Source organism: Vreelandella zhanjiangensis DSM 21076, assembly GCF_000377665.1.
Classification (GTDB): Bacteria; Pseudomonadota; Gammaproteobacteria; order Pseudomonadales; family Halomonadaceae; genus Vreelandella; species Vreelandella zhanjiangensis.
The window spans coordinates 184,922-198,854 of record NZ_KB898654.1; the positions used below are offsets into that span (position 1 = coordinate 184,922).

16 protein-coding genes are annotated in these 13,933 nt (G+C 53.3%); 8 read left to right on the forward strand and 8 right to left on the reverse strand.

Going from position 1 to position 13,933, the window contains the following annotated elements; genetic code table 11:
- The first annotated feature begins 57 nt into the window (after positions 1–57).
- From cysT to D467_RS0117080, 8 genes are all read left to right on the forward strand, one after another.
- Positions 58–888 carry a sulfate ABC transporter permease subunit CysT gene (gene cysT, locus D467_RS0117045; RefSeq protein ID WP_018918753.1) on the forward strand — a complete coding sequence of 277 codons (831 nt, stop codon included), beginning with the start codon at positions 58–60 and terminating at the stop codon, positions 886–888.
- Between the two features lie 12 nt (positions 889–900).
- Entirely contained in the window at positions 901–1,788 is an 888-nt protein-coding gene (gene cysW, locus D467_RS0117050) for a sulfate ABC transporter permease subunit CysW (RefSeq protein ID WP_018918754.1), read from the forward strand.
- 32 nt (positions 1,789–1,820) lie between these two features.
- Positions 1,821–2,900: a sulfate/molybdate ABC transporter ATP-binding protein gene (locus tag D467_RS0117055; RefSeq protein WP_018918755.1), complete on the forward strand. Its 1,080-nt coding sequence runs from the start codon at positions 1,821–1,823 to the stop codon at positions 2,898–2,900.
- Between the two features lie 108 nt (positions 2,901–3,008).
- Positions 3,009–3,392, forward strand: coding sequence for a winged helix-turn-helix domain-containing protein (locus tag D467_RS0117060; RefSeq protein WP_018918756.1), 384 nt, complete (start codon positions 3,009–3,011; stop codon positions 3,390–3,392).
- 82 nt (positions 3,393–3,474) lie between these two features.
- Positions 3,475–4,260, forward strand: a complete 786-nt coding sequence (modA, locus tag D467_RS0117065) for a molybdate ABC transporter substrate-binding protein (protein ID WP_018918757.1) — start codon at positions 3,475–3,477, stop codon at positions 4,258–4,260.
- Positions 4,257–4,955 (forward strand): molybdate ABC transporter permease subunit, encoded by a 699-nt coding sequence (gene modB, locus D467_RS0117070; protein ID WP_026285820.1) that lies wholly within the window; start codon positions 4,257–4,259, stop codon positions 4,953–4,955. Before modA ends, modB begins: the two co-directional genes overlap by 4 nt.
- On the forward strand, positions 4,948–6,063 hold the full coding sequence (gene modC, locus D467_RS0117075) for a molybdenum ABC transporter ATP-binding protein (RefSeq protein WP_018918759.1): 1,116 nt from the start codon (positions 4,948–4,950) through the stop codon (positions 6,061–6,063). The genes modB and modC overlap by 8 nt, the downstream gene beginning before the upstream one ends.
- Positions 6,064–6,361: 298 nt before the next feature.
- Positions 6,362–6,922 carry a manganese efflux pump MntP gene (locus D467_RS0117080; protein WP_018918760.1) on the forward strand — a complete coding sequence of 187 codons (561 nt, stop codon included), beginning with the start codon at positions 6,362–6,364 and terminating at the stop codon, positions 6,920–6,922.
- A 36-nt stretch (positions 6,923–6,958) separates the two neighbouring features.
- On the opposite strand, the gene D467_RS0117085 is transcribed toward D467_RS0117080, so the two are convergent.
- The 8 genes from D467_RS0117085 to katG form a co-directional block, all read right to left on the reverse strand.
- A complete protein-coding gene (locus D467_RS0117085; RefSeq protein ID WP_018918761.1) occupies positions 6,959–7,429 on the reverse strand; it encodes a GFA family protein in 471 nt (156 codons plus the stop codon).
- A gap of 344 nt (positions 7,430–7,773) precedes the next feature.
- On the reverse strand, positions 7,774–8,373 hold the full coding sequence (locus tag D467_RS0117090; RefSeq protein WP_018918762.1) for an SIS domain-containing protein: 600 nt from the start codon (positions 8,371–8,373) through the stop codon (positions 7,774–7,776).
- Between the two features lie 532 nt (positions 8,374–8,905).
- A complete protein-coding gene (locus tag D467_RS19890) occupies positions 8,906–9,292 on the reverse strand; it encodes a DUF6559 family protein (protein ID WP_155826522.1) in 387 nt (128 codons plus the stop codon).
- 67 nt (positions 9,293–9,359) lie between these two features.
- A complete protein-coding gene (locus tag D467_RS0117110) occupies positions 9,360–9,800 on the reverse strand; it encodes an acetyltransferase (protein ID WP_018918766.1) in 441 nt (146 codons plus the stop codon).
- Between the two features lie 22 nt (positions 9,801–9,822).
- The gene (locus D467_RS0117115) at positions 9,823–10,248 is read right to left on the reverse strand and encodes a hypothetical protein (protein WP_018918767.1); all 426 of its coding nucleotides are present in this window, start codon (positions 10,246–10,248) and stop codon (positions 9,823–9,825) included.
- A 62-nt stretch (positions 10,249–10,310) separates the two neighbouring features.
- Positions 10,311–10,970, reverse strand: a complete 660-nt coding sequence (locus D467_RS0117120; protein ID WP_018918768.1) for a DUF2268 domain-containing putative Zn-dependent protease — start codon at positions 10,968–10,970, stop codon at positions 10,311–10,313.
- Between the two features lie 128 nt (positions 10,971–11,098).
- Positions 11,099–11,317: a VF530 family protein gene (locus D467_RS0117125; protein WP_018918769.1), complete on the reverse strand. Its 219-nt coding sequence runs from the start codon at positions 11,315–11,317 to the stop codon at positions 11,099–11,101.
- Positions 11,318–11,480: 163 nt separating this feature from the next.
- Positions 11,481–13,682, reverse strand: a complete 2,202-nt coding sequence (gene katG, locus D467_RS0117130; RefSeq protein WP_018918770.1) for a catalase/peroxidase HPI — start codon at positions 13,680–13,682, stop codon at positions 11,481–11,483.
- Between the last annotated feature and the right edge of the window lie 251 nt (positions 13,683–13,933).

Sequence of the window (13,933 nt, forward strand, 5' to 3'; positions counted from 1 at the left end):
TACTTATTTACCTCGCCGGGAGTGCCTGCGCCCCGGCCTTTGCTTCTGGAAAACGGTATGTCGATAACGCTTGCCAAACGCCGGGTCATACCAGGTTTTGGTCTGACCATGGGCTTCACCCTGCTGTATATGGGCCTTGTGTTTCTTATCCCGGTGGGCGCCTTTTTGCTCTATACCACCACCATGAGCTGGGAGACGTTCTGGAGCGCGATTACCCAGCGTCAGGTCGTAGCGTCCTACAAGCTCTCTTTTGGCGGGTCATTGATTGCGGCTACGATCAATCTGGTATTTGGCGCACTGGTAGCCTGGGTGCTGGTGCGTTACCGCTTTCCGGGCAGGCGCGTGGTCGATGCACTGGTTGACCTGCCGTTTGCGCTCCCCACCGCCGTGGCCGGTATCGCGTTGGTAACACTCTACGCCAGCACCGGCTGGGTGGGGCAGTACCTGGAGATCTTTGGCATTCGCGTCGCCTATACCCAGCTGGGCGTCGTTGTGGCGCTGACCTATATCGGGCTGCCTTTTGTGGTTCGCACGGTGCAACCTGTTCTTGAAGACCTGGAAGCCGAATGGGAAGAAGCCTCGGCAAGTTTGGGCGCTGGCCGCCTGACAACCCTGCGGCGCGTGATATTTCCAGCGCTGCTCCCGGCCCTGTTGACCGGCTATGCCCTGGCCTTTGCCAGAGCGCTGGGAGAATACGGCTCAGTGGTTTTCATCTCGGGAAATCTGCCGTTTCGTACTGAAATCACCCCACTGCTCATCGTCTCCAAGGCTGAGCAGTACGACTATCACGGCGCCGCCGCTATTGGCACTGTCATGCTACTGGCGGCGTTTTCCATGCTGCTGGTCATCAATGGCCTGCAGTGGTGGGCCGGTCGGCGGCATGCCTAAAAGGAGTTCACTGTGAGTACTTCCCTAACCGCTACTCCCCCGCAGGATATTTCCTCCACACGCTGGCGACGCGCCACCGAAGAGCCTGCGTGGATAAGGCTAACGCTCATCACGCTCGCTTTGACGTTTGTAACGCTGTTTCTGGTGCTACCGCTAACCGTGGTGCTGTATGGCGCGTTTGAGCGCGGGATTGGCGTATGGTGGGCGGCCGTACAAGACCCCGACGCCTTGTCGGCCATTCGCTTAACGCTGCTGATCGTCGCTATCGTCGTCCCTCTCAACACCGTGTTTGGTATCGCTGCGGCCTGGGCCATTGCCAAATTCGAATTTCGCGGCAAACCCGTACTTATCTCATTGATCGATATGCCCTTCGCGATATCACCCGTGGTGGTGGGTTTGATCTTTGTCATTCTGTTTGGCTCGCAGGGCTGGCTAGGGCCTTGGCTCGCCGCACATGATCTACGCATCATCTTCGCCGTTCCCGGCATCGTTATCGTGATTGCGTTCGGCACGCTGCCGTTTATTGCCCGCGAGCTGATCCCGCTCATGCAGCAGCAGGGTAAAGAGGAGGAGGAAGCCTCGTTAACGCTGGGCGCCAACGGCTGGAAAACCTTCTGGTACGTGACGCTTCCCAATATCAAATGGGGCCTAATCTATGGCGTGATTTTGTGTAATGCCAGAGCCATGGGCGAGTTTGGTGCAGTTGCCGTGGTCTCGGGGCGAATCCGTGGGGAAACCAACACCATGCCGCTGCATATCGAAGTGCTCTACAACGAGTACATGTTTACCGCCGCCTTTGCTGTGTCATCGCTGCTGACCGGTCTTGCGCTGGTCACGATCATCATCAAAAGCATGGTTGAGTGGCAGGAAGAGCGCCGTCAACGCATTGCCGCCACCTAACGCCAGCCTTACGCAAACACAAGAGAGCTTTCATGAGTATCGAGATCGATCACGTCAACAAACACTTTCGCGATTTTGTGGCCGTCGATAACGTCAGCCTTACATTCAACGAAGGTGAGCTAACCGCACTGCTTGGCCCGTCAGGGTCGGGCAAGACCACGCTGTTGCGCATTATTGCAGGCCTTGAGCAGCCGGATACCGGGCGCATTCGTTTTCATGGCGAAGACACCACGGACAAGCATGTCAGCCAACGTGGTGTCGGCTTTGTATTTCAGCACTACGCCCTGTTCAAGCATATGACGGTTTTTCAGAACGTGGCCTATGGCCTAACGGTGCGCCCCCGCCAGAGCCGCCCCAGCAAGGCTGATATCAACGCCAAGGTCATGCATCTTCTCGAGCTGGTTCAACTGGACTGGACTGCACACCGTTACCCGCATCAGCTTTCCGGCGGCCAGCGCCAGCGTATTGCCCTGGCCCGCGCATTGGCGGTTGAACCCAAGGTTCTGCTGTTGGACGAACCCTTTGGTGCGCTAGACGCCAAGGTACGTGCTGAGCTGCGCCGCTGGCTACGACGCCTTCACGATGACATTCATGTCACCAGCGTCTTTGTTACCCATGATCAGGAAGAAGCGCTGGAGGTTTCCGATCGCGTGGTGGTCATGAACAAGGGCCGCGTAGAGCAGGATGGCTCGCCCGAGCAGGTTTACGACACGCCGGCCAATCCCTTTGTTTACCGTTTTCTCGGCAACGTTAATCTTTTTCACGCGCGGCTTCATGATGGCGTGGCGCGGATCGGTGATATCCAGCTGCCTGCGCCAGAATTTCATGGCTACCATAACGAGCGCGGTGAAGCTTACGTGCGCCCCCATGAAATCGAAGTACTGGCTACACGGCAGCATGACGATGCCCTGCACAGTCAAATCGAGCTCGTTTCGGTTATCGGCCCGACAGTGCGCCTGGAGTTAAGAACCAACAACACCGAAACGCTGGTGCATGCCGAGCTTTCCAAGCACCACTTTCATTCGCTAGGCCTCAAACAAGGCAGCGACGCCTGGATTCGGCCGACCCACAGCCGTATCTTCCTGCCCGATGAACGGGTAGCAAACGGCTAAACGCCCTGTAGAGAAGCGCCCTTGCGATACTCTTATGGGATTGATACGCCCTGGATAATCAGTCACTGCTAAACTAGAGGACTAATACCCTGGTGCAGGACACGCGATATGACTCGGACCCATCATCTTAAACCAACGTTTCAGTTACGCTTGGCGCTGCATAATGATGTGGTCATTGGGCCGGGTAAAGCAGACCTGTTGGAGATGATCGACCAGACAGGCTCAATCTCAGCTGCCGGCCGGGCGCTTAAGATGAGCTATAAAAAAGCCTGGCAGTTGATTGAAACCATGAACAGCTACTTCCCCTCTCCGCTGGTTGCCACCCACTCAGGCGGCAATCAGCGAGGCGGTGCCCAACTCACGGAGCTTGGCAAGCAAGTGCTTACCCACTACCGTGCCTTGGAAAGCCAGTTAACAATTGAGCAGTCCGATGATGCTCAGGCCTTGCTGTCACTGCTTTCGCCTATCGGTCATCACGAAGATCAAGCCTGAGCGTGCTGATTAATATCTTGAGCTGTTCGGCAGTTATGTATAATCTCCGCTATATCCAAATGGAAATAACGGAAGCCATTCGATGAGTAACGCTACATTTAATCGCCGCCTATTAGCCGTTTCACTACTGCTGGCAATGCCCGTGTCGGCCTCTGCGGCGGGTAAAGTACAAGTAGCGGCCGCCGCCTCACTTACCGATGCACTCAATGAAGCCATCGCGGTATACGAGTCTCAACATGATGTTGTGGTGACACCTATTTATGCCTCGTCTTCCACCCTGGCGCGGCAAATCGCCAGCGGCAGCCCAACCGATATGTTCTTATCCGCCAACGTACAGTGGATGGACTGGCTGGAAGAGCAAGGGATTAATGTGCGTGACCGCCGCGACCTTCTGCAAAACCGCTTAGCGCTCATCACGGCTAGCACTAATCTTCCAGAACACTTTACGCCAGGTGAAGGCAGCGCTATTGCCACGCTTCTGAGTGACGAGGAGCGTCTTTCCGTTGGCGATCCGGATCATGTGCCAGCAGGTATGTATACACACCAGGCGCTGGAAGCGCTGGGAGAATGGGACGTGCTGGAACCAAGGCTTGCGCGAGGTAACGATGTGCGTGCAGCGCTCACCCTGGTTGAGCGACAGGAAACGCCGATTGGCGTTGTATATCAAACCGACGCCTTCGCCAGCGAGCGGGTAAGAACGCTGGGGCTCTTCCCGATCGATAGCCACGATCCTATTACTTACCCTATCGCGCTGGTTGATGCACAAGATAATGAGGCTGCTATGGCGCTAAGTGAATGGCTTGCCAGTGATGAAGCGCTGAGTATTTTTGCAGCGTATGGTTTCGATACGGATATCGCAGCGCCGTGACACTCTCACCGGCCGAGTGGGAAGCCATAAGGCTAAGCCTGTTGATTGGTTTAGCTGCGGTGGCCTGGATTCTACCGCCAGGTATTGCCGTCGCCTGGTGGCTGGCTCGACACGAATTTCGTGGCAAGGCAATAGTGGATGGCCTGATCCACCTGCCCCTGGTATTGCCACCCGTGGTGGTAGGGTATTTATTGCTGGTGGCGCTTGGCAGGCAAGGCGTTATTGGCCAGTGGCTATATAGCACGCTGGGCATATCGCTTCCCTTTACCTGGCAAGGCGCTGCGGTTGCCAGCGGTGTGATGGCCTTTCCCCTGCTGGTACGCGCCCTCAGGCTTTCCCTTGAAGCAGTGGATCCTAAGCTTGAAGCCGCCGCCAGCACGTTAGGCGCCAGCCGGTGGCGGATATTTACCACCATCACTCTGCCGCTTGCCGTGCCTGGCCTGCTCACCGGAACCGTGCTCGCCTTTGCACGGGCACTTTCCGAGTTTGGCGCGACCATCACGTTTGCCTCCAATATCCCGGGTGAGACCCGCACCCTGCCACTGGCCCTTTACACGCTGATTCAAACCCCAGGCCAGGAAGCGACGGCCGCCCGCCTGTGCATTATCGCCATTGTGATTGCACTACTTTCATTGATCGCCTCTGAATGGCTGGCAAGGCGCACCCGACAACGCTTACAGGAACGCGATGGCTAACCTACCCAGCAACCCCGCACACCCAACACAAGCCTCACTAATGTTGTCAGTGAAACAGCAGTTAGGCGAGTTTCAGCTGGCAGCCACCCTGGATCTCCCTGGTCGCGGTGTAACAGGTCTATTTGGTGCATCGGGCAGCGGAAAAACCAGCTTACTAAGACTCATTGCGGGCCTGGATAAGTCTGCTGAAGGCAGTATTCATCTTGGCGACCGTGCGCTCCTCGATACTCGACGAGGTGTTTTCATTCCACCTCATCGTCGGCGTATTGGGGTGGTTTTTCAGGAAGCACGCCTGTTCCCCCATTATCGTGTGCGCGGCAACCTGACCTATGGAATGCCGCGCCACGCTGAAAGTCGTTTTGATGAAATCATCGAGCTGCTGGGTATTGAAGCGCTTTTAGAGCGAATGCCCGGCACGCTATCCGGTGGCGAAGCCCGCCGTGTAGCTATTGGCCGCGCACTGCTCAGCGATCCACAACTGCTGCTCATGGATGAACCCTTAACGGGGCTGGACGGCGCGCGTAAAGAGGAATTACTTCGCTACATCACGCGTCTCACCCAACAGGTGGATATTCCCGTCGTTTATGTAAGCCACGACCCGGAAGAAATTTCCGCCATTGCGGACCATCTGGTGCTCATGAATAAAGGGCAGGTTCAAGCCAGCGGCAGCCTGGGCACGCTACTTCAGCGCTTTGATTTGACGCATCAGTTGGGAGGCTTCGATGCCGCCTCGTTACTGGAAGGCGAAGTAGTCGCCCACGAAGAAGCCTACGGCCTTACCCACTTAGCGCTAGATTGCGACCACCAGTTAGTGCTGCCCGGTACATCAGCGCCATTAGGCCGCCGCTTACGTGTGCGTATTCTGGCCCGGGATATTGCCCTGGCGCTCACCCCGCCCGCCCACACCAGTTACCGTAACCAACTCAACGCCACTATCAGCGATTTCACCATACTCCCCGAGGCGCCTTACACCGTCGAGCTACGTTTAAGTATCGGCACGTTTACCTTACGCGCACGGCTGACGCGCAAATCCTGGGATGAGATGGGCCTAAAACAAGGCATGCAGGTAACCGCGTTAATTCGCAGCGTATCTTTTAATGCGCTTTAACCCTTAATCGCCATTCAATGGCCTGACTTTTTTAAACTAGCGTTACTTAGGGTTTGGCTTTTTAACGTTGATTTATAAGCGCTGCTTTTATAAATAACCCAACGCTGAGATAGTTAGCCAATGCTATGTTAGTTGGCAATAATAAACTTTATATTTTAAACACTTAGCTTTTATCCTTTATTAATCATGCTAGGATTCATCGCCATTGAGTACCCGTTTTTCTTTGTATGTATGTGTATTGACCCATGCTAATGGAACGCTATGCACAGTACTTTTTTAGCGAGAGAATTTACTTATCATGACACCCGTCACTCTGATATTTCTGGCTATTTCCATGTCGGCCGATGCCTTTGCCGCCTCTATCAGCAAAGGCGCTGAATTAAACAAACCAAAATTTCATCATGCGATCGGCATTGGCCTGGTATTTGGCGTTATCGAAGCGATTACCCCCGTACTTGGCTGGGTGGCCGGAAAGGCATCACAACAGTATGTTGAGGCCTGGGATCACTGGGTCGCGTTTACGCTGCTTTCCGCCATCGGCCTGCATATGATTTACGCCGGGCTTAAAAAAGAGGGCAAGATAGAGCACCGCAAGCAAACCCTGTGGCTACTCATTTTAACCGCGATTGCCACCAGCATTGATGCCATGGCCGTTGGCGCAAGCCTTGCCTTTATCGATGCCGATATCATTGTCACCAGCTTAGCTATCGGCCTGGCGACCACTGTAATGGCCTCCATTGGCACCGTGCTTGGTCACAAATTTGGCCAGTTCGTCGGCCACTGGGCCGAATTAATCGGCGGTGTTGTGCTGATCGGCATTGGCGTTATGGTCCTTATTCAGCATACCGGGATATTATAAAAACGAGGGAAGTCTTACCCCAGGTCGGCAATAGCGTTAACTCTCCAATCCTAGCCGTTGATGCCACACGGCAAGGCTTTCATCTGGGTACTCGTCGAAACATTTATCTTGTGGCTGTGCGCTTACCTCAACCCAATCGGCCCGGCTTCCCAACATGATATGCGTCCGCTCAGGCGGTATCGGCAAATCCGTATCAATTGCCGAGGCAAAGGGATGCACAAGCTCAGGCCAATCGGGATCGTAAACCCATAGCGCTGTCGCACAATGCTTGCAGAAATGTCGCTCCCCAGTGCTTTGCTCGCCATTGATAACCCCTCGATAAATCGAAATGTGCTCATCACCCTTCACATTGAGCGTTTTACTTTGCCCACTGAGATTGATTGCGTAACCGCCTCCGCCCGCCGTTTTGCGGCACACAGAACAGTAACAGAGATTAAATGGATAGGGATGGTGTGACTTCACGCTGAACGTTACTGCCTGGCAATGGCATGACCCTTTGAGCAGCATAGTTATCTCCTTTGCAGCGGATCCCAACTACCGGTATTTGAGAAGCCGCATGGTCGGGTAATTTCTCAGGTACTCTTTTTTTAAACGTGTTCTCTTACACGTGCTCTCTTACTATAGACAAAACATTATGAAACCATCATTTTTCAGAAGCGCTGATGGCTACCCTGGCCATCTTGATCATCCTGCGTATTGCGATTCGCAGCCCTCTCCTTCACCCCGCGTATAGTGGCGGCAATTCTTTAAGCTCTGCTGTCGCCGCCATCTACGTTTAGCTAGCTCGCTAGAATATTGCATTTTATTAAAACTCAGGGGGTTAGGTTCTATGGGATAAGAGCATAGCCTTATCAAACATCTGATAAATAGTTAGCTGGAAAGAAATGCCGTTCAACGAGTTCAATTAGAATATGCAAAATTTTGATATGTAGTTCTTGAATACGATCTGCAAAAGCGCCTGCGGGCGTACAAATATAAGTATCACTAAGTGCTTCGAGTTCAGGGCTCCGATTGCCCGATAAAATAATCACTCTGAGACCCTGAGCTTTAGCGGTACGTGCAGCAACCACCACATTTTTGCTCGTTCCGCTTGTGCTGAGCGCCAATAAGCAGTCCCCCGTACGGCCATGTGCCTCAACGTAGCGCGAAAATACATATTCATAGCCCAAGTCGTTACCCACACAGCTCATATGTCCCGGGTCGCTAATGGCCGTCGCCCCAAGTGCCGCGCGGTCCTGCCGATACCGCCCCGTCAGCTCTTCAGCAAAGTGCATGGCATCACACATCGAGCCGCCATTACCACACGAGTAAACACGCCCTTTTTGCTCAAAGGTATCAATCAAAATCCCGGCGGCCTGCTCAATATTTTCTAATGCATTTTGATCCGATAAAAGATTTTCTAGAGCAGTATGCGCTTCGCGTAAGCTGGACTGAATATGTTGGATGGACATGACTCTGTAGCTTCCTTGAAAGATGATTTTGCGTTATAAAATAACGGGCAAAATATGTTCGCAATAAGTGTAATGAATGATCCATGCGGCGACGCAGCCGCTGGCTTGCTCATCTCAAGCATGAGCGTAACGAGGCAATCGTTAAAAGTCAGCTTAACAAAGAACAGTGGGCTGAGTACCTAGCCTTCACAATCTATAATCATTGATTTAAGGCTTTCGACAGTAGCCCTTTAATGTTTTTAAAAAATAACAAGTGAACACAATAGCCCCTAAAGCGCTGCCTACTAGATGGCCATAGGCCGCTTCACCAATGAAAGTGAGACCATGTTTTCCATCATGAATCGCACCATGCTCAAGAAAGCTTTTCCAAAAAATAAAGGTCAATAAATAGAATGCTAGCGTCGACAGTAAAACCACCCAATATTTCTTTATATACCCCTTCAGTTGCTGGAGAAAACTGGTTCTTACACGAAGAATTCTCATACTTATTAGCACCATAAAAAGCTTCAAAATATCGTATACAAAATGCCTATTAATTACTGCTGTTATCGCCCCCACCATCCGCCGAACATTCAGAACTTGCCACACCGCTAGCGCTTGAAGATAGGGCCATTACGCTTGAACAATTGAACTCATTATTACCATTAAAAAAGGCTTCGCCAATTTCAGTCCGAAGCGCTTCATAACTGAAATCATCATTTGCTTCCTGTTGATAAACCATAAATTCCGACGGGCGGGCATACATTGCCAAAGCATAGTGTTCGTATCGAGGGTTGAGTCGTGATCGCTCAATACTGCACCTAACTTGTAGCTGGCTGTAATAATCAGCTCGCCCATAGTCTTTGGCTAAAATCTTAGGTAAATGCTCAATATAAGACTTAATTGCTCTTTTCTTTCTAAAACTACTTAACAATCTCATGCTTATCCCCTTGAGATAGATAGAGCACAATTAAGCGGCATATCCCTATGCAAACACAAATAAGCAGCTAACGCTTCGCTAGTGCCATATGCAGCAGCGGATAAGGTTTTCCCTGCCCATCCAGCGGCGAGCGCCCTATAACCGAAAAACCGATGTGCTGATAGAAACCCACTGCCTGCTCGTTCTGCTCATTTACATCTACCTTGGTAGCCGCCTGGGTATTGATAGCATGAGATACCAGTAGCGCCCCCACACCTTGCCCGCGCGCTTGTGGGGCAATAAACAGCATTTCGATATTGTCGTCGTAAACCCCGCAAAAGCCGACGATATCACCAGTATCGTTTCTGGCTACCACCAAATCGACTGCGTCAAAATACTGCTCAAGAATGAGCGGCTTGAGCGCCAATAAGTCGCTTTCAGCCAGAAAATCATGGGTCGCACGGACGGAGGCTTCCCATACTTCGATTAACACGGGGTAATCGGCTTTTGTGGCTTGCTTTATTTGCATTACTGTCTCGGTCCTTTATTGCTCATTCAGCCGCTGGTTGGCTAACCTCGATAAACCACGCTGGCTGCATTACATGGAAATCCGTACGGATATTGGCGGGCAGGTAGCTTGCGGAATCCAGTACCATCGCCTCGCCATTTTCACGCTTGAACACCACCCAGTGCCAAAAATGCTTGCCATCACGTTGATGTGGCTTAATCGCCAGCAGTGCCAGATCTGGCAGTGATTGCCATGAGGTAAAGGGCGCCTCATCGGGTGACGTTACCACGCCCTTGTGTGCCAGCATTTTTCTTACGTACTGAGTATCGGACCAAAGCGATTCATCTTCTGCATAAATGCCCATGGCGTTAGCGGTGGCTTTCATTTCAGGATAGGTGTGACCCAGAATGTTGGCGACCGAGGCAATACCGCAGCCGGTGGTTTCTTCCTGTATGACGGGATTCAGCACGGTTTCTAACTCTTTATGGATGATGATAGAACAACCTCGAGGTAGCGCTTGGCCTAGCACGACTACTTGATCGAATGAATACCGGCCATTTTCAAAATCTCATCGGTCGGCACCTGAACCAGCGCTGCCGCCGACATGCCCGATGCACGAATCGCCTGCTCGGCAATATAGGTACCCGCGCGGTAGCCGATCCAACGCCGCCCATCAGCATGCTGGATCATCCACGAGTAGTAAGGCGCCGTAACGGGAAGTGCTAACAGCTCATCGACCCACTCGCGGACATTATCTGGATACTCTCCCCACGGTGTTGAGCGCCCGCCCACGTCGCGCTCGAATACAACCGCAAGCCCTTCGCTGACAACCCCCTCCATAAAGGTCGTGCGCGGTTCATCGCGGTAGATTACCCAGCCTCTGGCCAGATGATGCAGCTCATGAAACAGCGTAAAACGTAACTGAGTACGAGCGGTCGCCGCGACACCGCCTTTACGGCTGGCATCTACCGTCCAGCCCACACGAGACGCTGAAACGGACAGGCCCATTTCGCCGGTTTCCGGGATAACGAGTGTCCCGGTTTGGCAGGCAAGTTCGATTTCGTCTGGCAATATGGGAAGATGCTGGCGTACTTCTGGCTCAGCGACGGCGCAAGCCTCCTTGATCGTTTGACGGGCATCGGGCGAGAAATGCCGCCCATCATCGGTATCCAGAAACAAGGGAGTGATCATCAGCGCTTCCTTAAAGGAGTGGGGATGAAACCAAAGCTAACTTAAGTAAATTGATAGTTTCCACTGTTTCTAGCCGATGCGACTAAATATCGGCCTTTCAATAACTCATTGGGCCCAATTTCGAACCTTTAGGTAAACGTATTAATATACAGCGCTTCCACTTTATCGCGAGCCCACTGCGTTTTGCGTAAGAATTTCAACGAGGATTTGATGGAAGGGTCGTTGTGAAAACAGTTAACGTTGATTTCAGCGTACAAACCATCCCAGCCATAACGCTCGACCAGGCGGGTTAAAATCTTTTCAAGGCTTAAGCCATGTAACGGGTTATTAGGTTGTGGATGGTTCATTGAGTGATTCCCTATGGCATATTCAAAGCCCTATCCAACGAGCGACAGGCGACAAACCACGAATGTTAACAGAGGACATTGAAAAGCGCGGCGGAAGTAGCCTTCCGCCGCGCTTATTTAGGTTAGGGAGCGAAAATCTTTTCGCTCATCAAAGGGCTGAACCTTAGCGGTGCAGGTCGAACCGGTCGTTCTCCATCACCTTGACCCAGCCAGAGATAAACTTGTGAAGCATATGGCGCTCGCCGCCATCCGCGGCGTACTCCTCGGCAATGGCGCGCAGCTGCGAGTTCGAGCCGTAGACCAGATCAACCCGTGTGGCAGTCCATTTGGTTTCACCGCTCTTGCGGTCCCGGCCTATAAAGCGCCCTTCGTCCTCATCAACCGGCTCCCAGACGGTGCCCATATCGATGAGGTTGACGAAGAAATCATTGGTCAACTGGCCCGGGCGCTGAGTGAAGATACCATCGGTGTTGTTATCACCGGCATTAATGCCGATAGCCCGCATGCCGCCCAAGAGTGCGGCCATCTGGGGCGCGCTAAGGTTCAGCATGAATGCCCGGTCGATCATCAAGTGCTCGGCTGGAATAGGCGTCGATTGTTCCTGCATATAATTGCGGAACGCATCGTGCCTCGGTTCGAGATAGGCATGGGCATCCACTTCGGTCATCTCCTGGGTCGCGTCGGTGCGCCCCGGCGTGAACGGCACGGTGATGTCGTGACCAGCCGCCTTCGCGGCCATTTCGACCCCGAGACTTCCTCCCAGAACGATCATGTCCGCTAGCGAAATATTGGTATTGGAAGCGCCCTTGATCTTGTCTAGCTGGTCGATCACCTCCGCCACGCCGCCGCGTACGTTGATATCCCAGCCGGTTTGCGGTTCAAGGCGGATGCGGGCACCGTTGGCGCCACCGCGGTGGTCCGTCTGGCGATAGGTACAGGCCGAGGCCCAGGCGGTTTCTATCAACTGCTTGGCAGTCAGCCCAGTATCGGTAATTGCCTGCTTGAGCGTGGCGATCTGTTCGTCAGAAACCAGTGGCCCTTCATGCTTAGGCACCGGGTCCTGCCAGACGAGAACTTCCTCAGGCACCTGCGGGCCAAGATAGCGAGCACTTGGTCCCATATCGCGATGCAGCAGTTTGTACCAGGCGCGGGCAAACTCGTCGGCCAGCACATCCGGATTCTCGCGGTACTCCTTGGATATCTTCAGATAATCTGGATCAACAATCATGGCCATGTCGGCCGCGTTCATTACCGGAGGATTTTTCCTGCCTTCAACATGCGCGTCGGGCACCCAGAACCCATCTTTAACCTCCACCGGCTCCCACTGGTTGGCGCCAGCCGGGGACTTTTTGACCTGCCACTCGTGGGAAAAAATCGTTTCAAGATACGTGTTGTCCCACTTGGTCGGTGTAGGCGTCCAGGCACCTTCAAGGCCAGAGGTAATGGTGTACTCGCCCAGGCCCGTCTCATGCTTGTTGGCCCAGCCAACGCCCATCTCGTGAAGCTTGGCCTCTTCAGGCGCTCCACCCACGGCATCTGCTGGCCCGTTGCCGTGCATCTTGCCGAAGGTGTGGCCACCCACGGTGAGCGCCACGGTTTCGCGGTCGTTCATTCCCATCCGAGCGAAGGTTTCACGCACGTCCATTGCGGATTTTGCCGCGTCCGGCACGCCGTTGGGGCCTTCGGGGTTAACGTAGATCAGCCCCATCTGCACCGCGGCAAGCGGGTTATCGAGCACCCGGCTGCCGTCTTCGAAGCTACCGGTATAGCGTTCGTCTTTGGTACCCAACCACTCATTTTCTGGGCCCCAATAGATATCGTCCTCTGGCGCCCAGATATCTGCACGGCCAAAGCCGAAACCGAAGGTCTTAAAGCCCATGGTTTCAAGCGCTCGGTTGCCTGCGAATACCAGCAGATCAGCCCAGGAGAGCTTCTCGCCATATTTCTTTTTGATGGGCCATAGCAGGCGGCGTGCCTTGTCCAGGTTGCCGTTATCGGGCCAGCTGTTGAGCGGAGCGAAGCGCTGCGCACCGGTGCCGCCACCACCGCGTCCATCAAGCGCCCGATAGGTGCCTGCCGCGTGCCATGACATGCGAATAAAGAATGGGCCGTAATGCCCCCAATCGGCAGGCCACCAATCCTGAGAATCGGTCATCAGCGCATCAACATCGGCACTCAGCTCATCGACATTGAGCTGCGCAAATGCCTTACCGTAGCGAAAGCTCTCGCTGAAGGGATTGGCATCCGGGTGTTTCTGGTGCAGCACATTGAGGTTGAGCTGGTCAGGCCACCAGTGCTCATTCCCTTGCAGGCTCGGCGTGGTACGTGCACCCCATTCACGGCGTTTAGGCTTTTGATCAGACACGTTATTCTCCTCGACTAAATGCTGGGCTTATTGGGCATTCAAGTGATATTTCTGATCACGCCAAGCGCTAACCACACCGCCCGACCTGCGATAGAAAGCTCTGAGTGATTCCATAAGCCGTCACGTTAATGAAGGATTCAACTTCGAAACCATCAAGATACAGTGAAGGATTCAATAGTGAGGTCGTCAAGGCGAAGAATGTTAAGTAAACAGCTAAGGGGTTGTTTATGGGCAGGATGGGGTGATCGTTG

Bases quoted from the DNA above. Each gene is read 5' to 3' on its own strand.
- cysT (WP_018918753.1), top strand. From the start codon at position 58: ATGTCGATAACGCTTGCCAAACGCCGGGTCATACCAGGTTTTGGTCTG.
- D467_RS0117055 (WP_018918755.1), top strand. From the start codon at position 1,821: ATGAGTATCGAGATCGATCACGTCAACAAACACTTTCGCGATTTTGTG.
- D467_RS0117060 (WP_018918756.1), top strand. From the start codon at position 3,009: ATGACTCGGACCCATCATCTTAAACCAACGTTTCAGTTACGCTTGGCG.
- modA (WP_018918757.1), top strand. From the start codon at position 3,475: ATGAGTAACGCTACATTTAATCGCCGCCTATTAGCCGTTTCACTACTG.
- modC (WP_018918759.1), top strand. From the start codon at position 4,948: ATGGCTAACCTACCCAGCAACCCCGCACACCCAACACAAGCCTCACTA.
- D467_RS0117080 (WP_018918760.1), top strand. From the start codon at position 6,362: ATGACACCCGTCACTCTGATATTTCTGGCTATTTCCATGTCGGCCGAT.
- D467_RS0117085 (WP_018918761.1), bottom strand. From the start codon at position 7,429: ATGCTGCTCAAAGGGTCATGCCATTGCCAGGCAGTAACGTTCAGCGTG.
- D467_RS0117090 (WP_018918762.1), bottom strand. From the start codon at position 8,373: ATGTCCATCCAACATATTCAGTCCAGCTTACGCGAAGCGCATACTGCT.
- D467_RS19890 (WP_155826522.1), bottom strand. From the start codon at position 9,292: ATGAGATTGTTAAGTAGTTTTAGAAAGAAAAGAGCAATTAAGTCTTAT.
- D467_RS0117110 (WP_018918766.1), bottom strand. From the start codon at position 9,800: ATGCAAATAAAGCAAGCCACAAAAGCCGATTACCCCGTGTTAATCGAA.
- D467_RS0117120 (WP_018918768.1), bottom strand. From the start codon at position 10,970: ATGATCACTCCCTTGTTTCTGGATACCGATGATGGGCGGCATTTCTCG.
- D467_RS0117125 (WP_018918769.1), bottom strand. From the start codon at position 11,317: ATGAACCATCCACAACCTAATAACCCGTTACATGGCTTAAGCCTTGAA.